The following is a 23620-nucleotide window of genomic DNA, read 5'->3' as shown; positions in this document are numbered from 1 at the left end:
TTTAGCGTAAAAGTGAAGCCGGACGGACGATCGGACGTTCGTCCGGCAAAGTCTACGGATACCTGAGAGATTAAAGAGGCTTTGCTTCTACCAATAAGAAACTTCAAGCGAGGAGATTTTATGTCGCAACACCATACCCTTCTGATCGTCGGCGGCGGCGCTGCCGGCGTGTCGGTCGCGAACAACCTGCTTCGGCAACGGCCGGAAATGGATATCGGCCTGATCGAACCTTCCGAAAAGCATTATTACCAGCCGGGTTTCACGATTATCGGCGGCGGCGAATACACCCTGAAAAAAACCACCCGCAACGAAGCCGACCTGATCAACCCGAAGGTCAACTGGATCAAGGACTATGCCGAAAGCTTCCAGCCGGAACAAAACACCGTCACGCTGCGTTCGGGCGAAACGGTCAGTTACGATTATCTGGTCGTCTGCCCCGGCCTGCAACTGGATTGGGACAAGATCAAAGGCCTGAAGGAAACGCTCGGCAAAAACCGGGTCAGCAGCAACTATTCGCCCGAAACCGTCGAGTATACCTGGGAGTGCATCCGCTCGCTCGAAGGCGGCACCGCGCTGTTCACCCAGCCGACCATGCCGATCAAATGCGCCGGCGCGCCGCAAAAGATCATGTATCTGGCGGCCGACCGTTTCCGGAAGAAAGGCATCCTCGACAAATTCACGATCGAGTTCTGCAATGCGGGTCCGGCCATGTTCGGGATCCCGTTTTTCGCGAAGGCATTGGAGAAAGTGGTCGACGGCTACGGCATCAAAAAATGTTTCAACCATAATCTGGTCGAGATCGACGGCCCGAACAAGACCGCGATTTTCGAAACGACCGACAGCGACGGCAATAAACAGCGGGTCGAGAAAAAATTCGACTATATCCATGTAACGCCGCCGCAAAGCGCCCCGGATTTCGTCAAGCGCAGCCCGCTCGCGAACGCGGCCGGCTGGGTCGACGTGAATGAAAATACCCTGCAGCACAACAAATATCCGAACATTTTCGGCCTGGGCGATGCGACCTCGACTCCGAACGCAAAAACCGCCGCAGCAATCCGCAAACAAGTGCCGGTCGTGGTCGACAACATTTTGCGCCTGATCAAAAGCGCCGGTGTGGAAAGCCAATACGACGGCTACGGTTCCTGCCCGCTGACGACTTCGCTGAGCACGGTGATGCTGGCCGAGTTTTCCTATGGCGGCAAGGTGACGCCTTCGTTCCCGCTCCTGGATCCGCGTATGAACCGCTGGATCTGGTGGTGGGGGAAAAAGGTCGGTTTTCCCTGGATGTACTGGCATTTGATGCTGAAAGGCTACCGGATCGACATTCCGCACAAGACCCGCTATGCGGAAAAATTCTTGAAGGAACAATAAGCGAGAAAGGCTCCGGACAAACGGCGCAAGAAAAACGCGGAGCCATCGCCGGGCAATTCAGCCCCCTTTCTACCCGGCGCATCCGCAGCGCTAAATCCGGCCCCATACTCAGCAACGTTCCCACGCCCTTTGCGTGGGAATGCCTTCCGCGATGCATTGCAGCCTTCCGCGCTTTTCCAGCCGGCTCTTGCCTGATTCCGATCTTGAAGACGTTTTTCAGGAACGATCCATCCGCGGCCGCAACCGCGGTCCTTGCTGAAAAATTGTTTTTGACCGGTTTTGTCACTAACCTATTTGTTTTCGATGCGCCCGACTGACTTTCTGCCCATTTTCGGCTGGCTCAAAACCTATTCCCGGAGCGATCTCCAGGGCGACGCGTTCGCCAGCGCGATCACGGCCATCCTGCTCGTGCCGCAAGGCATCGCTTATGCGCTGCTGGCCGGGATTCCGCCGCAACTGGGACTCTATGCCAGCATTTTGCCGCCGATGCTGTATGCGCTGTTCGGCACCAGCCGGACCTTGTCGGTCGGTCCGGTATCGATCGCCGCGGTGATGATCGCCAGCGCGCTCGCCTCGCCCGAGATCAGCGCCCTGCATCAGCCCGAACAAAGCGCCGTGATGCTGGCCGCCGAAACCGGGATGATTCTGCTGCTGATGGCCCTGTTGCGCATGGGGAGCCTCGTTAATTTCATCAGCCATCCGGTGCTGACCGGCTTTACCAGCGGCGCCTCGATCCTGATCGTATTCAGTCAGCTGCCGCCGCTGCTCGGATTGGCAAAATTCGACTGTACATGGAGTCTCGGCTGCTACGCAGACACTGTACGAACGGCCAATCCCGCTGCCGCGGCCACCGGATTTTGCGCGCTTTCCCTGTTGATCCTGTTCGGCAGGCCGCTCACCGGCCTGCTCAAAAAAACCGCCATGAAACCGGCCTGGATTACCGCCGTCAGCAAATGCGGACCGTTACTGGCGGTCGCCCTCGGCGCGGCGGCGGTCAACCGGTTCGATCTCCATACCGATTACCGCGTCGCCACAGTCGGTCCAATTCCGGCCGGACTTCCCGCTTTGCGCTTCGATATGGGCGATTATGCCCATTGGCGGCTTCTGCTGCCCTATGCCGTCTTGATCGCCCTGGTCGCCTATGTCGAAAGCGTCGCGATCGCCAAGGCGATTGCGAACCTCAAAGGCGAAAAAATCCGGCCCAATCAGGAATTGTTCGGCCTCGGCGCGGCCAATATCGCCTCGGCCCTGTCCGGCGGCATGGCCGTGGCCGGAGGCTTCAGCCGCACAATGGTCAACTTTTCCGCCGGCGCGCGGACCCAACTGGCGATGCTGGCGGCCTCCGGTCTCGTCGCGCTGGCGTTAATGTTTTTCAGCCCTTATTTTGCCGCCATCCCGAAATCGGTGCTCGCCGCGATCATTCTGGTCGCGATCACGCCGCTGATCCGGTTGAAAAACATCGTCGACACCTGGCGCTACGATGCCAGCGACGGCCTCGCCGAAGGCGTCACCCTGCTCGGCGTGCTGGTGCTCGGCATCGAGGAAGGCATCACGCTCGGCATCGTCCTGACCCTGATCAGCTACCTCAGAATCACGAGCCATCCGCACATCGCCGTGGTCGGACGCATCCAGGGCACCGAGCATTTCCGCAACGTCAAACGCCATGAAGTGAAAACCTGGCGGCACCTGCTGCTGCTTCGCGTCGACGAAAACCTCACTTTCGCCAACGTAAACTATGTCGAGGAATTCATTACCGACCAATTGCGGCGCCAGCCGGACATCCGGCATATCGTGCTGATCTTCGCCTCGGTCAGCTATATCGACAGCACTGCGCTCGAAGTGATCGAAGGCCTGAACGATACCTTGAAAAACCGGAACATCACGCTGCATCTTTCCGAAGCGAAAGGCCCGGTGCTCGACAAGCTGCAGAAGACCGACTTTCTCGGCCATCTGAAACCCGGCAAGGTGTTTTTTCGGACCCAGGATGCGGTCAATGAACTGGCTTAGCATGTGGCAAAAAACCACTTCCCGAAAGCCCCCTTGACCGTTCCTCCGCGCTGCGCGCGTTATAGTTGTAGGATACGCTGTGCGCACCATCGGGAAAAAGGTACTCACAGCGTACCCTACAACGGTTTGTGCCCTTTGGAGTGTAACCCAAGCCGGGAAGGCGTCGATCGCGCGCATTCCGAAACAAAACGGCAGCCGGTTCAAAACGCTTGCCGGATCCTATCCTCTCCGCCGAAGGGCGGGCAAGGGCCTCCGCCCCGTCCTCTCAAGCCGCTTTCATCCCGATTCGCCTTCGGTTTTGCCATCGGGCTTAGTACTTTTGTACAATTCACAAACCTCGAAAAATCGGTAAACTATCGCCGTTTACGAACAATCGGCGTATGGGAACCGGAAGAATGGACATTGTGATTATCGATCATCAAGAAACATTGGCCCGTCTGATCCCTACCGATAGAGTTACCGTACAGTTTTTTGACGATCCGCTTGCCGCTTTTCGCTTCATTGAAACTTCTGAACCCGCTCTCGTCTTTGTAAGTTTCGGATTACTGAGAGATGAGGTTTTTCTCTGCATCGAATACCTATACCGGATCATTCCCGACAGCCCGATTATTCTGACCGGCTCGCGACTCGAAGACGACAGCGTCCTCGACTGCCTTCAGGCAGGCGCGCGCGGCTATCTCGAACTCGGCGACGCGGAAAAGTTCGTCGGCAAGCTGATCGGCGCGGTAGTGAACGGCGAAGCCTGGATTTCGCGGAGATTGGTTGCAAAACTGTTGCAGCGATTACAGAACCGCCGTTACGAATCGCTCGGTACCGGCTAACAAGAGCTAACAATAGAAAGAATGGAAATGAAAGATTTGCAAAGCGGCCAAGAGGCGCCCCCGACTCAAACGCAGGAGACATTGAGCCTGCAAGACCTGTTGATCGATGCGGAATCCGATGCGTTAAGCGATTATCTGGCGCTTTCGATCAGCCTGGACGGTCAGGATGCGAGAGTCAGCATCACCACCACCGATGCCGAGCCGACGACTTATTCATCGGTATTCTCCAGCATCCAGGAAATCGATCTGCAGGCCCTGCTGGCCAACTTGCAGGCCGACTCCGGCCAAGGATGAAGCGGCATTTCATCGCAAAGCCGAAACCCGGCCGTTTTGGTCTTCTATAGCCCGGGCTCCAGCGCCGCTTGGCCCGGACGGTAAACGGCGTACACATAGACCGGGATGTCCAGCCCGCCCAGGCGCTCGTCGATCAAGGGCCAGACATCGTCCCAATCCAGGTCTCCAACTCCGGTCGCCAGCCGCGGCAATGCCAACGAGGCCAGTTTTTCGTGGCGAATGATTTTGACCAGCGCGTCCAATGCGTGCCGGACATTGCCGATCGTCGCCTTGCCGTGCCGGTGATCGTGGCTGTCGACGCCTTCCTGAGTAATCAGATTGACGATCCTGACATGGTCCGGACCACCCCACATCCAGGCCTCGCCCGGCTTGGTATTGTGCATGTGGCACCAGCGATGGAAGTCCTTGTGCATGGCCGGATACCGGTCGTGCAGTTCGAGCGCCAGCCCTTTGTCCATCGGATCGTTGAGGCCCACGCCATGCGCGATCGCCTGGGCCTGGGTCAATAAGATATCGCCTTCGACTCGGTAAATCATCGTGTTCTCCTTATGTTATTCCAGGCCTGATCGCGATGGCGTCAGACCGTTTGTTTTTTAGCCACAAAGTCTCCAAAGACGCCGGTTATGCTTGCCAGCCCGAATGATAGATACGCGCTCACTGCGCTGCCGCCCATTATAAGGCGGTTTCGAAGCCTCGCGTTTCCGTATCGGATTCGGTCATCAAAAACACTGACGCTGATGCGAGAATTGCGGTAAATTTCCAATCGCTTCGGGATGAATTCCGAATTACCCTTGTCTATAGTCTAGTTTAACGGAATGAGGCTGTTATTATGAAATTAAAGCCGTTACTTTCTTCTGTCGGAGAACACATGCAGGAGCAGCCGATCGGCTCCTTGCTGACCTTGTTGTTTGCCTTGCTGGTGATCATCCTGATGAGTTTGTATTTTCGGGTTTATATGGACGATGAGCGGTGGGAAAAATTCAAAGCCGAGCACCACTGCGAACTGCGGATGAGCAAAACCGGAACGCAGCGCGCGAGCTGGGCTTGCGACGACGGCAAAACCTATTTCCGCTGGCGCCAGCAGCGTTGAGGATCGGCCAATTCCAAAATCAAGGACGCGGCTCGCGCAATCCTGCATCAACGCCGATTTCGCCGCGCGGATCCAGCGTCAGCACCGCAGACGCATGCTCGCCATCGATCGTGATCCCGCAAGCTTCCGCGGTACGGCCCTGCCACAATAATTCCGCCGCCATCCGGCGGGATATCTGCGCGCCGAACGCCTCTTTCCACAACACAAACTTGCAACCCTTGCGCCAGTCGCTGCAGCCGTAGCCTTTTCGGCCTTCGATGACCGGCGCGCCGCAGAGAGGGCAGCGCCCCAGGTCCGCCAGTGCTTCGCCGCGTCGGGATGAACTCACGATAGCGCGGGTAAAACGGACGATCCCTTCCATGAACTGCCGCGGATCGTATTCGTTCTGTTCGATTCTTTTCAAGCGCGATTCCCATTCGCCGGTCATCGCGGCCGACTTCAAATGCTCGTCGGCGATCAAGCCGATCAGCCGCTGCCCGGTTTCGGTGCTCAGCAACAATTTTTTCTGCCGGCGGATATAGTCGCGCTTGACCAGCACTTCGATGATCGCGGCCCGCGTCGCCGGCGTCCCCAGCCCTTTTTCCTTCAAGGCTTCTTTCAGTGTTTCATCGTCGCAGGTTTTGCCGGCCGACTCCATCATGCCCAGCAAAGTGGCTTCGGTATAGTGTTTCGGCGGAGTCGTCTTGCCCTGTTTGAGCGCTGGCCGGTGCGGCCCGGTTTCGCCCTGCTCGAAAGCGGGCAGAATTTTTTGCTCCTGCTCGGCAGGCTGGGAAGAAGAATCCTTATATAATGCCTGCCAACCCGGCGCCTCGATAACCGTGCCGGTCGTTTTGAACGGCACTTCGGCCGCCTCGCCGAGCACGGTGGTGACCTGCTTCAGGCAGGGCGGGTAAAACCCCGCGATGAACCGTATCGCGATCGCCTGATAGACCTTTTCCTCATCGCCCGCCAACGGCGACCGCGGCAAGGTGGCGGTCGGAATGATCGCATGGTGATCGGTCACGCCGGCGTCATTGAACAGGCGGCCGGTCAAAGCCAGTTGATTCAGGTTCAGCGCTGCGATCTGCGGCTCGAAGCGCGCCTGCAAGGCTTGCAGCAAGGGCCTGACCTGTGGCTTCATGTCCGTGCTCAGGTAACGGCTGTCGGTACGCGGATAAGTGATGTGCTTTTTTTCGTATAACGACTGCGCAAGCCGAAGCGTCTGATCGGCCGTGAAGCCGTGGCGGATGCTCATGTCTTTCTGCAGATCGGTCAGATCGTACAAAGGGGGCGGATAGACTTTTTCCTGCTTGCCTTTGACCGAGATAATCCGGAAATCGCTGCCGTCGATACGTTCCCTGAGCGCCTCGGCCTCCTCCTTTTTCTCGAAACGCCCGCCGCTGTGTTGAAAGTCGACCTCGCGGTACAAGGTATGCAGTTCCCAGAAATCTTTCGGCTTGAAATCGGCGATCTCCCGGTCGCGCTGCACGACCAGCGCCAGCACCGGCGTCTGTACCCGGCCGAGGGTCCACAGCTGCGAACCCTGGCCGAACTTGAGCGTGTAATAGCGGGTCGCATTCAGACCGACGATCCAGTCCGCCTCGCTGCGGCATTTCGCGGCCCGATAGAGCCCTTCGAAGGCCCGGCCCTCGCGCAGCCGGGCGAATCCCTGGCGAATCGCCTCGTCGGTCAGCGAACTGATCCACAGCCGCTTGAACGGCTTATCCTCGCAGCCGCACCAGGACAGGATGTAACGGAAGATCAGTTCGCCTTCCCGGCCCGCGTCGGTCGCGCACACGATCTCGCCGGCGCTCCGCAACAGGCTTTTGACCGTCTGCAACTGCTTCTGCGCGGCCGCGTCCCCCCGCGCCCTGAGCGCAAAACGCTCGGGAATGATCGGCAGGCTCTCCAGGGACCAGCGTTTCCAGGCCCGGTTGTACTGGTCCGGCTCCTGCAATTCGACCAGATGCCCGAAAGCCCAGACGATCCGGTAACCATTGCCTTCCAGGTAACCGTCGCGCCGGTTGTTGACGCCCAGGCAGCGCGCAATGTCCCGAGCCACGGAGGGCTTTTCGGTCAAAACGACTTTCATCGAAATCTATGCCCGGTTCCCCTCGACGGCTTCCGGCCGGACGATCCGGTAACAAGGCACGTATTTCTTGCCCGGCAGTTTCATCCGGTGCTGCTTCACGAAAGACGTCAGCAGCGTATCCATCAGCGCCATGATCTCGGGATCGCCATGAATTTCGAAATGGCCGTACTTTTCGACCGCGCGAATCCCTTCGTCCTTCACGTTGCCGGCCACGATGCCCGAAAACACCCGCCGCAGATTCGCCGCCAAGACATGCACGGCCTGATTTTTATGCAGGGCCAGATTGCTCATGTTGTGATGCGTCGGCACGAAAGGCGTTTGGAAGACTTTGTCGATATGCAACACCCAGTTGAAATAATACGCATCGCCGGCAGCCTTGCGGAAGGCTTGCACTTGGCGGATGCCCGCTTCCATCTCGATCGCGGCCTGCCGGGGATCGTCGATGATGATCCGGTAGCGCTGCCGCGCTTCCGTGCCGAGCGTGCCGCCGATAAACCGGTCAATCTGCTCGAAATAGTCTCCCGCGCTGTCGGGTCCGGTAAAAATCAACGGAAACGGCATCGCCTCGTTTTCGGGATGAAGCAGAATGCCGAGAATGTACAGAATTTCTTCGGCGGTGCCCGCGCCGCCCGGAAACACGACGATGCCGTGGCCGGTCCGCACGAACGCTTCGAGACGCTTTTCGATATCCGGCAGAATAACCAGGTCGTTCACGATCGGATTCGGCGATTCGGCCGCGATGATGCCCGGCTCGGTAATGCCGAGGTATTGCCCGTGCTTGATCCGCTGCTTCGCATGGCCGATCGCCGCGCCTTTCATCGGACCCTTCATCGCGCCCGGCCCGCAGCCGGTGCAAATGTCCAGGCCGCGCAGGCCCAGTTCATGGCCGACCTGCTTGCTGTACTCGTATTCCTTACGGCTGATCGAATGCCCGCCCCAACAGACGACCAGCTTCGGATCCACCATCGGCAGCAAAATGTTTGCGTTGCGGAGAATGTGGAACACCGCATTGCTGATGCCCTCCGAGGTTTGCAGATCGAAGCGCGGATTGTCGTTGATCTCGTCGCTGACGTAGATAATGTCGCGCAATACCGCGAACAGGTGCTCTTTGATCCCCTTGATCATGTTGCCGTCCACAAAGGCGTGCGCAGGCGCATTTTTCAGCTCCAGCTTGATTCCGCGCTGCTGCTGGACGACACGAATCCCGAAGGACGAATACCGTTCCAGAAGCTCCTTGCCGTCGTCCATCGAACTGCCGCAATTCAGTACCGCCAGCGCGCAATTGCGGAATACCCGGTATAAACCGCCTTGGCTGGTATCCAACAATTTACCGACTTCGGCTTTCGATAGAATGTCCAGGCGGCCTTCCTCGGGCGATATGACCGCATCCATTACTTCTTGTTTCATTCTGTTCCTCTACACTTCACTCTTCGGTGGATTGCTTCGCGACGCTCGTTCCTTGACGGAAAGTTAGGCCTCTGGCCAACACCCGCCTTTCCCGGATAAAAAACAACCGTGTATTCATGACCTATTCAGCATTTTCAATTATGATTTTCCTGACTCATAATTATATAGGGCTAAAATCATGAACCCCATCATTAAAGGAGCGATTCTGGCTGGATTGGCGATATTGCCTGCGGCTTGCGCAACCTATCCCCAAGGGTACTATGACAGCGCCGGCTACGGCTATTCTCCGAATTACTACGACAGCGGCTACGGCTATGGCGTCGTCGAACGTAATTATTACAATACATACACCTACCCTACCCCTACCTACCCTACCCCGGCTTACCGCACCGTGGCACCCTCCTATCGCCACGACGACGGCCGGCACTACTCGCCGGCTTCCGGCACCCTTTACCCTAACTCCGGCTCCCGCGGCCGCGACGCAAGGAATCATTATAACTGGAACGTACAGGCTGCGAAGCCCTACGACAACCGGAAATTCGATCGGGACCGCCAGGGATATGGCGATCGGCGCGAAGGATGGCCGCAGCATCCGGCCGCACCGAATGCGTCCGGGCAAGGGCCGCGCCGGCAAAATTGGGATCGGCAGGAAACCGGAAGTCAGAACAGCGGTTTTGAAGAGCACCACCCGGCTTACGGCAGAGCGGGATCGGAATGGCGGAACAATGCCCCGGCCGCCCCGAAAAACGGGCAGGACGGGCAAGCGAGACAAAGGCCCGGAAAACGGCACGCTCCGAATCGGCAGGACATGCAAAATGGTCAATGACCGCTTTCCGCCGGCCTGGAAGATCGAAGAGACGCGCCGACCCGCAACGAACGGATTGGATATCACTTCCCTCCGGACCGGCCGGACGCTCCGGCTTCAGGCCCCGCGAGATCATTCGACGCTTTTTAAATTATATTTTCGCACCCGGTAACGCAGGGTTTCCCGTGTCGCCCCCAAATCCCTGGCGGCCGCGGTCAGATTGTAATCTGCACGCTCCAATGCGGTCTTGATGATGAACTTGTCCATGTCGTCCAAGGCCATGCTGCCGTCCAGCGGCAGCAGAATCATGTTTTTATCGGTCACCCCGACCTGCGGCGGATTGGCCTGCCCCGGCAATTGCAGCCATTGTCCCGGAAAAACCGGCCCATCGGCAAACAGGACGCAACGCTCGATCACATTGCGCAGTTCGCGCACATTGCCCGGCCAGTCGTAATTTTTCAGTTTGCTCCAGACCTCCGCCGGAATATCCTTGACGCGCTGGCCGGCTTTCGCATTGAATTCGGCAACGAACAACGGCACCAGATCCTCCAGGTCTTCCTTGGCCGCACGCAAGGGCGGCAGCATGACCTTGAAAACGCTCAGGCGGTGGTAAAGATCGCTGCGGAAGCTGCCTTCGCGCACCATCTGTTCCAGATCGCGGTTGCTGGCTGCGATAATCTGCACATCGACACCGACCTCTTTTTCGCCGCCGAGACGGCGCACCTTGTGATCCTCGATCGCCTTGAGCAGCTTGGCCTGCAGTTCGAGCGGCATTTCGCCGATCTCGTCCATGAACAGGGTTCCGCCGTCGGCCTGTTCGAGCAGGCCGCGATGCCGGGCGGTCGCGCCGGTAAACGCCCCCGATTCGTGGCCGAACAGTTCGGATTCGAGCAGTTCGCGCGGCAGCGCCGCACAGTTCACCTCGATCATCGGCTGCTGCGCGCGGGCGCCGCCGTAGTGCAGGATTTTCGCGGCCAGCCCCTTGCCGGTGCCGGTTTCGCCGCCGATGATCAGGGCGCTGAACGGCACCTGGGTCAAGCGTTGCAGCAAACTCCGCACCTCCTGCGCCTGCCGGCTCCGGCCGACATAGGCGCTTGGCGAATAACGCTTATGCCCGGCGCTGGCCTGCTCGCGCACTCGCCTGATGATTGCGGCGCTGCGTGCGGCGCTGGCAACCACCAGATCGAGCCGCTCCAGATCGCAGGGTTTTTCCAGAAAATCATAAGCGCCGAGCCTGAGCGCCCGCACCGAATCGGGCACGCTGCCGTAGCCGGTCAGAAACAGCCATTCGGCATGCCCTGCCTTCTTCTTGATCTTTTCCATCAAATCCAGGGCATTGCCGTCGGGCAGATTCAGGTCCGAAAGTATCAGCAACGGCGCCAGATTTTTTTTGACCAGCCAATCCTCGGCTTCGGCCAGCGTGGTCGCCAAGACGACTTCCCATCCCGATTTCCGGTAATGCAGCGACAGTTCGGAACCCAACAGTTTTTCATCTTCGACGATCAGCAAGGTCTCTATCATCGATGCGCCTCCTCAACAATGGCCGGCCAACACAGCGAGACACAGGCGCCGTGCGGTATCAGATTCTTGAGACCGATGCAGCCGCCGGTCTCTTTGACATAACGTTGCACCATCGACAGGCCGAGCCCGGTGCCCCGCTGGCGGGTCGTCCGAAACGGCCGAATGCCCTGTTCGAGCAGTTCCGGGGAAAATCCGGGACCGTCATCCGCCACCTCGATCCTGAGACCTTCTCCATCCCGAACAGCCGTGACGCATATCATACCGCTCCGTCCTTCCAGAGCATCGGCCGCATTCAAGATCAGATTCAACAAAGCTTGCCTGAGGCCGCCCGCCGGCAAATGCGCCCTGAGCGGCGGAGGCGCCACAACCTCCAGACGGATGGTTTCGGCGATCTGATAACGGGTCAATGCCGCCAGATCGCGGATCAGCATCGCAATATCGATGTCGTCGGGCTCTTCCGGCGCATGGCGGCTTTGGTTCAGCAGATCGTTGAGCAAATGGCCGAGCCGTTTCAGTTCGCCGCCGATCAATTCCATGCGCGCATACTGGCCGGGATTATCGATCTCGCGCCGCAAGTTGCTAAACGCGATCTGGATGCCCGCCAGCGGATTGCGTATTTCGTGGGCAAGTTCGGCCGCGACTTCGCCGACCGCCGCGAGCCGTTCGGCCCGGGCCAGGCTGGCCTGCTGTTCGAGCAGGGCCTGGGTCGCCAGCCTGACTTCCCGCTGAAGCGATTGCGCATACAGGCGTTTGGCTTCCTCGAGTTCGGCCAGATGGCTGACCATCTCGTTATAGCTGTTGAAAACCGGCAACAGCAAAGGATCGAGATGGTCGGTCGTGATTCGGGTAAAATTGCCTTCGGTCAGGCGCTGCAGCAGCAATCTCAGATCGTGCAAAGGGTGTAGGATACGTCGATAGAAAAACCCGAACGCGACGACCACGATTACGATAAACGTGACTGCGGCCAGATCAAGTTCGGTTTGCGTGTCTTCGCTGATCTCGCCGAGCAATTTCTCGCGCTGCCCAAGCTCGTTATCCAGCGTATCGCTGAGCAGATTCAGCGCGCTGATCAAACGCTCCTGCCTGTCTGTCACGCCAGGTTGCCGCCATTCATCGAGTATCGACTTAACAAGGGTCATGTTTCCGGCGGAGCTTTCGGCCAAAAAACCGCTTTCCGCAAACAGCGCATTCAATTCGGCGACCGTGCCGCTCAACGCGTCGATCGTCGGCAGCAAGCGCTCGTGCCGGGCGATTGGGGTCACTTTGGTCAGATAATCGATCAGCGCCTTTTGCAGCGCCACCGATGCATGCTGCACGCTATGCGAATAATTGACGTGGAAAAAGACCGTATTGAAATGATGCAGGTTGCGCCAGATCATCCCGACGAACATCGCCAGCGTCAACGACATCAACAATAAAAAGGCCAGAACCCGATGCTGGATAGGACTACTCAAGAATTGCATAAATTTTAAACAGGATAGATGCGCCTGCGATCAGGGCGGGTATTTCGCCCGCCCTGATCGCTCCGGAGATTAAACTTCCTCCGTCGAACGCCGTTTATTGTCCGCGTAGCCCGGGAGACCGTGATGATCCGAGCGCCGTCTACACATGTGGTCTCTTTTCATTTTGCGCACAGCCAGCGGATGCCGTGAGTAGGTATCATGGTATTCCATCCCGAAGAACTCGCAGACGCCGCCCTGTGCTTCATAATTGTGCTGGAATTCGTGCAGGAATTCCATCACGGTATGATCGATCAGATAAGCATTGCTCAACTGAAAGATCACATGCCGGCCCTTGTCGATGCCGGCCAGCGCGTTTTTCAACGCCATGAAGTTCGAAAAGATCGCCGCCCCGACGATTTCGACCAGCAGCACGCCATTTTCCAGGCGTTCCAGCACGAAATGAATCTTGAACAGATTATTCAGCCGGACGCCTCTGAACATATGGATCGCGAATTTGGCCGCGATACCGATCGCCACGCCGACCAACAAGTCGGTCGCCAGTACGCCGATAATGGTGAGCACGAACATGAACAATTGTTCCTTGCCGATCCCCATCACTTTGGCGAATTCTTTCGGCGAAGCGAGACGAAAACCGGTAAACACCAGCAAAGAGGCCAAAGACGCCAGCGGAATGCTGTGGATCAGGCGCGGAAACAGCACCACGAACAGCAGGAGAAACGTGCCGTGAAAAAAATTGGCCCAGCCGGTTTTCGCCCCGTTGTTGCAGTTGGCGGAACTCCGGACGATTTCGGCGATCATCGGCAGCCCGCCGATCATCCCCGCCACGAGATTACCGATGCCAATCGCAGTCAAATCGCGATCTAGGTCCGAGTGCCGCCGATAAGGATCGAGTTTGTCGACCGCCACGGCGCTGAGCAGACTTTCCAGGCTGCCGACCAGGCAGATCGCGACCACCGCTTCCCAGAACTCGGCCGTCGCGATTTTCGAGAAATCCGGAAAATAGAAACTGGACAAAAAATTATCCGAAATCGCGACCAGAAACTTCGGCCCGACCGTGGCCTCGTGATGCGGCAGAAACGTAGCATCCGGCAGAAACAGATACATGTGTTCATGATCGAGATCGTAAAACTTCCCCAAACCGATACCGGCCAGCACCACCAGAATCGGCGCCGGCAGCATTTTCAGCTGCGGCTCGCGGACCACCTGCCAGAAAATCAGGATCGCGATGCTGGTCACCCCGATCATGGCGATTTCCGGATTCAGGTCGACGATGCTGCGCGGAATTTGCGCGATCGTCGAGAACAGACTGCCGCTTTCCGGTGTCACGCCGAGCATCACATGAATCTGCTTGGCCATGATGATGATCCCGATCGCGGCCAGCATTCCATGCACGACCGAAGCCGGAAAAAACGAACTGAGCCGGCCGGCCTTGAAGAACCCCATCGCGATTTGCAGCACGCTGGCGACCACGATCGCGGCCAAGGTATAGCGATAACCCGCCATCGCGTCGCCCTGCCCAAGGCTTTGCACCGCGTCCAGCACGACCACGATCAGGCCGGCGGCCGGGCCGTTGATCGTCATGAACGAACCGCCGATCCTCGAAACCAGCATGCCGCCGACGACCGCCGTAATGAGCCCGGCGGACGGAGGAAATCCCGACGCCATCGAGATCCCCAGACACAACGGCAGCGCGATCAAGAACACCAAAAACCCCGACAACAGGTCCGCTCGCCAATTTTCCTTTAATCCGGCAATCCCCGTTTCGGGTAAGCCGGGCGATAAACCTTTAGACATCAGCATCTCCGTAATATTGATAGATGCCTAAGCCTTAGCGAATACCATGCCAGCCCACATAAAACTATAAACTATTGTTTATAATATATCTTCTTATCAAGAAGCCCTCATCGTCCGGAAAAACGGTGTAAAACCACCGTTTTAAGGTTGTATTACACCTTAAGCCTGTATTCCGCCCTGTTCGCCGAGCGTTTGCCAGCTAAGAAATCGTCCGCAGGAACCGCTCGAACTCTTGAATGATAAACGGCAGTTCGCCCATCAAGCGATGATCCGCATCCACCATCGTCAGACGGACCCGGTATTCCCGGCAAAAGCGCCAGGCATGCTCGGGCGGCACGATCTCATCGCGCCAGCCGTGATAAACCCAGGTCTTGTCCGGCGGGATCGTAAACGCGGTTTGCCGGTAGCCCGGCAGATAAAAAGCGGGAGCCAGTAGAAAAAGACCGGCCGGCTTGACCGTTTCGGCCGCAACGGCGGACACGTAAGCACCCATACTCGAACCGACCAGTACAACCCGGTCGAAATTCCGCCATCCCGTCGCCAGCAATTGGTCAGCACGCCGATCGGGATCGGGCTGCGCCCGGTAATCGGGGCTTTCGAACCGGTAACCCTGACTTTCTGCGGCTTTCGCAAATGCCAGCGCCTTTTCGCCTCCCGGCAGGCTGTCCTTACCGTGGCTGTAGATCAGTAATTTTTTCATCCGTTTCTCCGATAGATCTTGCCCATTCTGGGTAATACCTTAAAATCATATAGCATTTGACCATAGCAAGGTTTCACGATAAGATTATTGATTTATGTTAGATCGCCTCCCCCGAACTATTGATCCGTTACATCTCGCCGACAAGCGCAGTGTAATTAAAGGGGAGCTTTCGCTTAAAGATTTTGGCCGCCTCTGCGGCATGCTGTTCGATACCGGCGGAAACGTCGCGATCGAGCTCCATTTCAGCCGCGAAGGCCGATTGGCCAAAATCGAAGGGAAGATTGAAACCCGTCTGCAACTGATCTGCCAGAATTGCCTGCAGCCTATCGACTGGCCCGTACAGGCGCCCGTCCGGCTGGGCGTTGTGAACTCCCTGGAGCAAGTGGACCGCTTGCCTCCGGACTTCGAACCGCTGTTCGTCGAGGAAGAAAAAATGCCTCTGCTGGATATCGTCGAAGACGAGCTGTTGCTGAATCTTCCCCAGTACCCGAAACATTCCGAAGCCTGCCAGATTCAGGAGACGGACAGCCGCGTGCCGACTCGACCCGAGGCAGGCCGGCAAAAAAGACAGGATAACCCTTTTTCCATTTTAGCCAACTTAAAAAACCAGGAGAACCCTCATGGCAGTACAAAAAAGTAAAGTATCCCGCTCGAGACGCGGCCAGCGCCGCTCGCACGATGCATTGACCGCCCGCACGCTGTCGCAAGATCCGTTGACCGGCGAAACCCATCTGCGTCATCACGTCACTCCCGACGGCTACTTCAAAGGCCGCCAGATTACAGCGGTTGCCGGCGACGAAGAATAAGCAGCGAACTTTAACTTGGCGCCATACCGAACCCTCGCCGGTTCGGTTTTTTATTTTTTGATGCGGAGACCTCGGTTAAGGTGAGCTTGACAATTTCGATTGATGCGATGGGTGGGGACTTTGGCCCGGACGTAACGATCCCGGCCTCCCTGGATTGCCTGAAGAGCAATCCGGAACTAAAGCTGATTCTGGTAGGCAATGAAGCCGTCATCAAGGAGAAGTTGGGAAACCATCTCGAAGCTTATCGCGACAGACTCACCATCCATCATGCATCCCAGTGCGTCGACATGGACGAACCGCCGTCAAAAGCTTTAAAAAACAAAAAGGATTCCTCGATGCGGGTCGCGATCAATCTGGTCCGCGACGGCCTTGCCGATGCCTGCGTCAGCGCGGGCAATACCGGCGCGCTGATGGCGACCGCCCGTTTCGTGCTCAAAATGATACCGGGTATCGACCGCCCGGCGATCATTTCCACACTGCCCTCGATTCACGGTCATACCCATGTGCTCGATCTGGGCGCGAATGTCGACTGCACGGCGCAGCATCTGTTCGAATTCGCGGTGATGGGCGCCGAACTGGTCAAGGCGGTCGAGAACATCGAATCGCCGCGGGTCGGCCTGCTGAACATCGGCGAGGAAGAAATGAAAGGCAACGAGCAGGTAAAGGCCGCCGCCAAGCTGCTCGAAGCCTCCTCATTGAATTACATCGGCTATGTCGAAGGGAACTCGCTGAACGCTGGGGACATCGAGGTCGATCTGATCGTCACCGACGGCTTCGTCGGCAATGTCGCGCTCAAGTCGATCGAAGGCGCCGCCAAAATGATCGGGACCCTATTAAAGCAGGCGTTTTCGAAAAACCTGCTGACCAAGGCGGTCGGCCTGATTGCCTATCCGGTTTTATCCTCCTTCAAAAAACGGATCGATCCGCGCCTTTACAACGGCGCCAGCTTTCTCGGCCTGCGTGGACTGGTGATCAAAAGTCACGGCGGCGCCGACGTGCTGGCTTTCAAAACTGCGATACGGTTGGCTGAAATTGAAGTCAAACAGGACGTCATACGCAAAATCAGCCAGCAGGTCGAACAGAACCTGTCTTTGGGAATGCATTCATGACCCGCTATTCAAGAGTCATTGGCACCGGCGGCTATCTCCCCTCGGAAATCTTAACCAACGATCAAATTTCGGAAACGGTCGACACCTCTGACAGCTGGATCTTTGAACGGACCGGCATCAAGAGCCGGCGTATCGCGGCTCCCGACGAAACCGCCGCCAGCATGGCCGAAATTGCGGCCCGCCAGGCCATCGCGATGGGCGGCATCGATCCCGAAGAAATCGACCTGGTCATCGTCGCGACCGGCACGCCGGACCGCGTCTACCCGAGCACGGGCTGCCTACTGCAGCATCGGCTCGGGATCAAACATTGCGTCGCGTTCGACGTCCAGGCCGCCTGTTCCGGCGCGATCTTCGGGCTGAGCATCGCCGATCAGTACATCAAAACCGGTGCGGCCCGCAAGGTGCTGATCGTCGGCTCCGAAATCTGCTCGCGCATCGTCGACTGGACCGACCGGACGACCTGCGTGCTGTTCGGCGACGGCGCCGGCGCGCTCCTGCTGGGCGCTTCCGAAGAAACCGGCATCCTGTCCACCCACATTCATTCGGCCGGCGAATACGAAGAACTGCTGTACTGCCCGAACCCGCAGGCCGCAGCGAACGGCCATAAACACGAAATGGGCTTCATCAACATGCGCGGCAACGAAGTCTTCAAAGTGGCAGTCAACACGCTCGGGCGGATTGTCGACGAAACCCTGGAGGCCAATGCGCTGGACAAGGAAGCGATCGACTGGCTGGTCCCGCACCAGGCCAATATCCGGATCATCCAGGCCACCGCGAAGAAGCTGAAAATGCCGATGGAACAGGTCGTCGTCACCCTCGAAAACCAGGGCAACACGTCTTCCGCTTCGGTCCTGCTGGCGTTCAACGAGGCAGTACGCGACGGGCGGATTCAGCGCGGCCAGATCGTCCTGCTGGAAGCCTTCGGCGCCGGGTTCACCTGGGGCTCGGCATTGCTAAAGTATTAATAAAGCGGGGGTAAAAGCACAAGGCGGAAAAGCAAAGTGGCTTTTCGCCTCGCGCTTTTGCCTCGCTCAAAAATAACAAAGACTTTAAAAAATACTCGACACTTCGCATGAGCACACAACACTACGACTTAGCCTTCGTTTTTCCAGGCCAGGGTTCCCAGTCGGTCGGCATGATGGCCGACCTGGCGGCCGGTTTCCCCGAAATCAAACAGACGTTCGAACGCGCTTCCGATGCGTTGGGCAAGGATTTGTGGACCCTGGTCGGCGACGGCCCGGAAGCCGACCTGAATCAGACGCAGAATACCCAGCCCGCCATGCTGGCTGCAGGGTTTGCGATCTGGGAAGTCTGGCGCAAGCAGTGCAGCATCCGGCCGGCCTGGACCGCAGGCCACAGCCTCGGCGAATATACCGCCCTGGTCGCCGCCCATGCGATCGCGTTCGAAGATGCCATCAAGCTGGTCGCAGTCCGCGGCCGCCTGATGCAGGAGGCGGTGCCGCCGGGTACCGGGGCGATGGCCGCGATTCTCGGACTTGAGGATCATCAGATCGTGGAAGCCTGCAAAAAAGCGGCGCAGGGCGAAGTCGTCGAGGCGGTCAATTTCAATGCGCCGGGCCAGGTCGTGATCGCCGGTCACGCAAGCGCGGTACAGCGCGCGATCGCCGAAGCCCAAATACTGGGCGCCAAACGCGCCGTGCCGCTGCCGGTCAGCGTGCCCTCGCACTGCGCACTGATGCGCGACGCCGCCGATAAACTCGGCGAGGAACTCTCGCGGATTCAAATCGACAGCCCCGAGATGACGTTGATCCACAATACCGACGTGATGTCGCACAGCGCCCCGGAAGTGATCCGCAACGCGCTGAAGGAGCAGTTGTTCAAACCGGTGCGCTGGGTCGACTCGATCAGATTCATGCACGACCAGGGCGTCACCCGCATTGTCGAATGCGGCCCCGGCAAGGTCCTGATCGGACTGAACAAACGCATCGCGAAAGATGCCGAACACCTGTCCATTTTCGACACCAAATCTTTCCACACTACACTGGAGCAGTTAAATGGCTAAACAAGTCGCCTTAGTGACAGGCGCCAGCCGCGGCATCGGCAAGGCGATCGCCGAAAGACTGGCCGGCGACGGCTTTTTCGTGGTCGGCACCGCGACCACCGACAACGGCGCGAAAGCGATCTCGGCTTATCTCGGCGAAAACGGCAAGGGTCTGCGTCTCGACGTCGCAAACGCCGATTCGGTCGCCGAAGTGATCAAGACCGTCAACGACGCATTCGGCGCACCAACCGTATTGGTCAACAATGCGGGCATTACCCGCGACAATCTCTTGATGCGGATGAAAGACGAAGAATGGGATGCGATCATCAACACCAATCTCGCTTCGGTCTTCCGAATGAGCAAGGCCGTGCTGCGCGGGATGATGAAAGCGCGAACCGGACGGATCATCAGCATTTCTTCGGTGGTCGGTTCGACCGGCAACGCGGGACAAGCCAATTATGCCGCCGCCAAGGCCGGCATCGTCGGATTCAGTAAATCGCTGGCAAAAGAAGTCGGCTCGCGGAATATTACCGTGAACGTGGTGGCTCCGGGCTTCATCGACACCGACATGACCCGGGAACTGGGCGACGAGATCAAAACCTCGCTGCTGGCGTCGATTCCGCTGGAACGGCTCGGCTCCGCCGAGGAAATCGCGCACGCGGTATCGTTCCTGGCCTCCCCGGGAGCTTCCTATATCACCGGCGAAACCCTGCATGTGAACGGCGGGATGTATATGCCCTAACCGTTGCGCCCGAGATTGGGCAAGCGTCAACCCAGCTTTATATTGTGACTTTGAATTCAGATTAAAGTATAATTTTCGCTACCGTCGTCTGGAATTTCCGTGGACGGGATTTCTAGTAAAACCAATAACAATATCATTGTAAATATATGATTTCTTATTAGAAGTATATTTACATTGCTTGAGGATATAAATTATGAGTAATGTTGAACAACGAGTAAAAAAGATTGTTGCAGAGCAATTGGGCGTCAAAGAAGATATCGCCAACGACGCGTCTTTCGTGGACGATCTGGGTGCCGATTCTCTGGACACCGTTGAACTCGTTATGGCGCTTGAAGAAGAATTCGAATGCGAAATTCCTGACGAAGAAGCTGAAAAAATCACCACCGTTCAGCAAGCTATCGACTACGTCGAAAAAAATACCTGATAGCGATTTCTTAGTGGATGACAGCCCGCGCATCCACTAACCCTCATCCCCGTTTTTCTAAACCACAGATTCCACACGGTAACACACATTGAGCACACGTCGAGTCGTAATCACCGGTTTGGGCGCCATTACGCCTTTAGCAAACACGGTAGCCGAAACCTGGGACGGCATCATTAACGGCAGAAGCGGCATCAGCCCGATCGATTCGTTTGACATCTCGCCTTTCGCCACTACCTTCGGCGGCGTGATTCGCAATTTTGACGTCACCCAATATATCCCGGCCAAAGATGCCCAGCGCATGGACGGCTTCATCCACTACGGACTGGCGGCCGGCTGCCAAGCGATCGAAGATTCCGGCCTCGAAGTGACCGACGCGAACGCGGAACGGATCGGCGTGGCGATCGGCGCCGGCATCGGCGGCGTGACCGGCATCGAAGAGTGTTACGCGCTGTACGACAAAAGCGGCCCACGGCGGATTTCGCCGTTCTTCGTGCCCGGCAACATCATCAACATGATTTCCGGCAACCTGTCGATCAAGTATGGATTGAAAGGCCCGAATTTCGCGATCGTAACCGCCTGCGCGACCGGCACGCACAATATCGGCGATGCGGCGCGGCTGATCCAGCACGGCGACGCGGACGTCATGATCGCCGGCGGCGCGGAACGATGCACGACCTCGCCGACCGCGATGGGCGGCTTCATCTCGGCAAAGGCGTTGTCGCGCCGCAACGATAGCCCGGCCACGGCCAGCCGGCCCTGGGACAAAGACCGCGACGGCTTCGTACTCAGCGACGGCGCGGGTGTGGTCGTTCTTGAAGAACTCGAACACGCGAAAGCGCGTGGCGCCAAGATTTATGCGGAACTGATCGGTTACGGCATGAGCGGCGACGCCTATCACATGACCACGCCATCGCCGGGCGGCGAAGGCGCGGCGCGCTGCATGCGCAACGCCCTGCGCAACGCCGGCCTGAATCCCGCCGACATCGATTACATCAACGCGCACGGCACCTCGACGCCGGCCGGCGATATCGGCGAAACTCAGGCGATGAAAGCCGCCTTGGGCGACCATGCCTATAAGATCGCGGTCAGTTCGACCAAGTCGATGATCGGCCACATGCTCGGCGCGGCCGGCGGCATCGAGGCGGTATTGACCGCGCTCAGCATCGAGCACCAGATCGCGCCGCCGACGATCAACCTGGATAACCCCGATCCCGAGTGCGATCTCGACTATGTCCCGCACGTGGCCCGCGACATGAAGATCAGCATTGCGATGTCGAACTCCTTCGGTTTCGGCGGCACCAACGGAACGCTGATCTTTAAACGCTACGAATAAGCCCGATCCCGCACAGGGTCGCCCTGTCCGCCGATGCTGCTTGTCAATGGTGAACGCAGAAAGACCCTGCCCGTTTCGGACCGCGGCCTGCAATACGGAGACGGCTTGTTCGAAACGATCGAAATCGAGAATTCCCGGCCGGTTTTTTTCGATCTGCACCTGAGGCGTCTCGAGGCGGGTTGCCTTCGGCTCGGGCTTCCGTTTCCCTCTCCCGGCCTATTGGCCGAAGAAGCCCGGACCTTGTGCCGGGAGTCGCCCGCTCAAGCCGTACTCAAGATCATTGTGACCGCCGGCTCCGGCGGGCGCGGCTATCGCCGTCCCGAGACGATCGAAACCACCCGGATTTTGAGCCTGCACCCCTACCCCGAGTACCCGGCCGCCTTCGGCACCGAAGGGATCCGGGCCCGCCTCTGCGCAACACGCCTGGGCATCAATCCGGCCTTGGCCGGCCTCAAACATCTGAACCGGCTGGAACAAGTACTCGCCCGCGCCGAATGGAGCGACTCCGCCATCCAGGAAGGCCTGATGCTGGACAGCGGCGGCCATCTGATCGAGGGGACGATGACCAACCTATTCTATGCCCGGAACGGCGCCCTCTACACCGCCTCGCTCGAACGGTGCGGGGTTGCGGGCATCATTCGCGAACTGATCATGCGGCTTGCCGCCCGGCATCGACTTGCCGTTATAGAACTCAGCTACACGCCCGAACGGTTAGCGTCGGCCGATGAAGCCTTCGTCTGCAATTCGATTATCGGCATCTGGCCGGTCCGGCAATTCGAGCAAATCGCCCTCCGTCCCGGTCCAATTACCCGTAACATGCAGCAATGGCTGGCGGATTACAAACAAGAGACGCTTCGCAGTGAGCCATAAAATCATAGGACTGACCTTATTATTCATCAGCTTCACGGCCGGCTGGGCGTGGATGGATTACCGTGCCGTGTTGGAAACACCGGCCGTCAAAGATAATCCGGTTGTGATCGAGATCGCGAAGGGCGATTCGATGGACCGAATTGCCGAAAAACTCGCCGAACAGCATCTGAAGATCAATCCATTCTGGTTCAAGGTGGTCGCGCTCCGAAAACAGGCGGCCTCCAAGCTGAAAACCGGCGAGTTCGAATTCGCCGTCGGACTGACGCTGCCCGAAATCATCGATCAAATCGCCGCCGGCAAGACCCGGCAACACAGCGTCACCTTTCCGGAAGGCTGGAGATTGACCGATATTCTGAACGCGCTGAACAACAACCCCTACATCGAACACACCCTGAAAGATGCTTCCCCCGACGCCCTACGCAACCGGCTTGAAATCAAGGAAAACCATGCCGAAGGCTTGTTTTTCCCGGATACTTATTTTTTCGAAAAAAACATGACGGATGTCTCGCTGCTGAAAAGAGCCTACGGTAAAATGCAGTCGGTGATGCAGGAAGAATGGCCGCAAAGATCGGCAGACCTGCCGCTTGTCTCGCCTTACGAGGCGCTAATCCTAGCCTCGATCATCGAAAAAGAAACCGGCGCGGACGACGAACGGCCCCTGATCGCGGGCGTGATGACGCGCCGACTGAAAAACGACATCCCGCTACAGACCGACCCGACGGTCATCTACGGGATGGGCTCCGATTATCAAGGCAATATCGGCGAGCAGGATCTGAAAAATCCGACGCCCTATAATACCTACCAGGTCAAAGGCCTGCCGCCGACGCCGATCGCGATGCCGGGACGCCAGGCAATCCGCGCCGCCCTTCACCCCGATGACGGCAGCAGCCTGTATTTCGTCGCGAAAGGCGACGGCACCCATGTCTTTTCATCGACCCTGCAGGAACACAACCGCGCGGTCGAACAGTTCCAAAAACAAAAAAAATGAGC

The 23620-nt window shown here is 57.8% G+C and carries 23 protein-coding genes; 16 read left to right on the top strand and 7 right to left on the bottom strand.

What is annotated here, in order from left to right:
* Positions 1 to 120 precede the first annotated feature (120 nt).
* The 4 genes from METAL_RS07965 to METAL_RS07950 all read left to right on the top strand — a co-directional run bounded on the left by METAL_RS07965 (position 121) and on the right by METAL_RS07950 (position 4493).
* Positions 121 to 1371, top strand: coding sequence for an NAD(P)/FAD-dependent oxidoreductase (locus tag METAL_RS07965; protein ID WP_005371245.1), 1251 nt, complete (start codon positions 121 to 123; stop codon positions 1369 to 1371).
* 303 nt (positions 1372 to 1674) lie between these two features.
* A complete protein-coding gene (locus tag METAL_RS07960) occupies positions 1675 to 3378 on the top strand; it encodes a SulP family inorganic anion transporter (RefSeq protein ID WP_005371242.1) in 1704 nt (567 codons plus the stop codon).
* Positions 3379 to 3773: 395 nt separating this feature from the next.
* The gene (locus METAL_RS07955; protein WP_005371237.1) at positions 3774 to 4199 is read left to right on the top strand and encodes a response regulator; all 426 of its coding nucleotides are present in this window, start codon (positions 3774 to 3776) and stop codon (positions 4197 to 4199) included.
* Between the two features lie 27 nt (positions 4200 to 4226).
* Entirely contained in the window at positions 4227 to 4493 is a 267-nt protein-coding gene (locus METAL_RS07950) for a hypothetical protein (RefSeq protein ID WP_157203450.1), read from the top strand.
* 44 nt (positions 4494 to 4537) lie between these two features.
* On the opposite strand, the gene METAL_RS07945 is transcribed toward METAL_RS07950, so the two are convergent.
* The gene (locus METAL_RS07945) at positions 4538 to 5029 is read right to left on the bottom strand and encodes a macro domain-containing protein (protein WP_005371233.1); all 492 of its coding nucleotides are present in this window, start codon (positions 5027 to 5029) and stop codon (positions 4538 to 4540) included.
* Between the two features lie 293 nt (positions 5030 to 5322).
* Here METAL_RS07945 and METAL_RS07940 point away from each other — a divergent pair, with 293 nt between their 5' ends.
* Positions 5323 to 5583: a hypothetical protein gene (locus METAL_RS07940; protein WP_036304045.1), complete on the top strand. Its 261-nt coding sequence runs from the start codon at positions 5323 to 5325 to the stop codon at positions 5581 to 5583.
* Positions 5584 to 5602: 19 nt separating this feature from the next.
* On the opposite strand, the gene METAL_RS07935 is transcribed toward METAL_RS07940, so the two are convergent.
* On the bottom strand, positions 5603 to 7654 hold the full coding sequence (locus tag METAL_RS07935; RefSeq protein WP_005371229.1) for a DNA topoisomerase 3: 2052 nt from the start codon (positions 7652 to 7654) through the stop codon (positions 5603 to 5605).
* A 6-nt stretch (positions 7655 to 7660) separates the two neighbouring features.
* Complete coding sequence (gene ppnN / locus METAL_RS07930) at positions 7661 to 9061, bottom strand: nucleotide 5'-monophosphate nucleosidase PpnN (protein ID WP_005371227.1); 1401 nt, start codon at positions 9059 to 9061, stop codon at positions 7661 to 7663.
* Positions 9062 to 9239: 178 nt separating this feature from the next.
* Here ppnN and METAL_RS07925 point away from each other — a divergent pair, with 178 nt between their 5' ends.
* Positions 9240 to 9887: a hypothetical protein gene (locus tag METAL_RS07925; RefSeq protein WP_005371226.1), complete on the top strand. Its 648-nt coding sequence runs from the start codon at positions 9240 to 9242 to the stop codon at positions 9885 to 9887.
* A 111-nt stretch (positions 9888 to 9998) separates the two neighbouring features.
* On the opposite strand, the gene METAL_RS07920 is transcribed toward METAL_RS07925, so the two are convergent.
* The 4 genes from METAL_RS07920 to METAL_RS07905 form a co-directional block, all read right to left on the bottom strand.
* On the bottom strand, positions 9999 to 11387 hold the full coding sequence (locus METAL_RS07920) for a sigma-54-dependent transcriptional regulator (RefSeq protein ID WP_005371225.1): 1389 nt from the start codon (positions 11385 to 11387) through the stop codon (positions 9999 to 10001).
* The gene (locus tag METAL_RS07915; protein WP_005371224.1) at positions 11384 to 12850 is read right to left on the bottom strand and encodes a sensor histidine kinase; all 1467 of its coding nucleotides are present in this window, start codon (positions 12848 to 12850) and stop codon (positions 11384 to 11386) included. Before METAL_RS07915 ends, METAL_RS07920 begins: the two co-directional genes overlap by 4 nt.
* A 69-nt stretch (positions 12851 to 12919) precedes the next feature.
* Entirely contained in the window at positions 12920 to 14644 is a 1725-nt protein-coding gene (locus METAL_RS07910; protein ID WP_005371223.1) for a SulP family inorganic anion transporter, read from the bottom strand.
* Positions 14645 to 14843: 199 nt separating this feature from the next.
* Positions 14844 to 15344 carry a YqiA/YcfP family alpha/beta fold hydrolase gene (locus tag METAL_RS07905; RefSeq protein ID WP_005371222.1) on the bottom strand — a complete coding sequence of 167 codons (501 nt, stop codon included), beginning with the start codon at positions 15342 to 15344 and terminating at the stop codon, positions 14844 to 14846.
* A 199-nt stretch (positions 15345 to 15543) separates the two neighbouring features.
* Between METAL_RS07905 and METAL_RS07900 the strand changes: the two genes are divergently transcribed.
* From METAL_RS07900 to mltG, 10 genes are all read left to right on the top strand, one after another.
* Positions 15544 to 15984, top strand: a complete 441-nt coding sequence (locus METAL_RS07900; protein ID WP_245549492.1) for a YceD family protein — start codon at positions 15544 to 15546, stop codon at positions 15982 to 15984.
* Positions 15965 to 16150 carry a 50S ribosomal protein L32 gene (rpmF, locus tag METAL_RS07895; RefSeq protein ID WP_005371218.1) on the top strand — a complete coding sequence of 62 codons (186 nt, stop codon included), beginning with the start codon at positions 15965 to 15967 and terminating at the stop codon, positions 16148 to 16150. Before METAL_RS07900 ends, rpmF begins: the two co-directional genes overlap by 20 nt.
* Positions 16151 to 16257: 107 nt before the next feature.
* Positions 16258 to 17259: a phosphate acyltransferase PlsX gene (plsX, locus tag METAL_RS07890; protein ID WP_031431494.1), complete on the top strand. Its 1002-nt coding sequence runs from the start codon at positions 16258 to 16260 to the stop codon at positions 17257 to 17259.
* Complete coding sequence (locus tag METAL_RS07885; protein ID WP_005371214.1) at positions 17256 to 18224, top strand: beta-ketoacyl-ACP synthase III; 969 nt, start codon at positions 17256 to 17258, stop codon at positions 18222 to 18224. The genes plsX and METAL_RS07885 overlap by 4 nt, the downstream gene beginning before the upstream one ends.
* A 107-nt stretch (positions 18225 to 18331) precedes the next feature.
* A complete protein-coding gene (fabD, locus tag METAL_RS07880) occupies positions 18332 to 19282 on the top strand; it encodes an ACP S-malonyltransferase (protein WP_005371212.1) in 951 nt (316 codons plus the stop codon).
* Positions 19275 to 20003, top strand: coding sequence for a 3-oxoacyl-ACP reductase FabG (fabG, locus tag METAL_RS07875; RefSeq protein ID WP_005371209.1), 729 nt, complete (start codon positions 19275 to 19277; stop codon positions 20001 to 20003). The genes fabD and fabG overlap by 8 nt, the downstream gene beginning before the upstream one ends.
* 193 nt (positions 20004 to 20196) lie before the next feature.
* Complete coding sequence (gene acpP, locus METAL_RS07870) at positions 20197 to 20427, top strand: acyl carrier protein (RefSeq protein WP_005371208.1); 231 nt, start codon at positions 20197 to 20199, stop codon at positions 20425 to 20427.
* Between the two features lie 88 nt (positions 20428 to 20515).
* Positions 20516 to 21760 carry a beta-ketoacyl-ACP synthase II gene (gene fabF, locus METAL_RS07865; protein ID WP_005371206.1) on the top strand — a complete coding sequence of 415 codons (1245 nt, stop codon included), beginning with the start codon at positions 20516 to 20518 and terminating at the stop codon, positions 21758 to 21760.
* Positions 21761 to 21793: 33 nt separating this feature from the next.
* Positions 21794 to 22630, top strand: coding sequence for an aminodeoxychorismate lyase (pabC, locus tag METAL_RS07860; RefSeq protein ID WP_005371203.1), 837 nt, complete (start codon positions 21794 to 21796; stop codon positions 22628 to 22630).
* Entirely contained in the window at positions 22620 to 23618 is a 999-nt protein-coding gene (gene mltG, locus METAL_RS07855) for an endolytic transglycosylase MltG (protein WP_005371202.1), read from the top strand. The genes pabC and mltG overlap by 11 nt, the downstream gene beginning before the upstream one ends.
* Positions 23619 to 23620: the final 2 nt, after the last annotated feature.

Origin of the sequence: Methylomicrobium album BG8 (genome assembly GCF_000214275.2) — a bacterium.
GTDB lineage: Bacteria > Pseudomonadota > Gammaproteobacteria > Methylococcales > Methylomonadaceae > Methylomicrobium > Methylomicrobium agile.
Note: the sequence above shows the minus strand (reverse complement) of the source record. Positions and strands in the feature narration are given on the sequence as shown.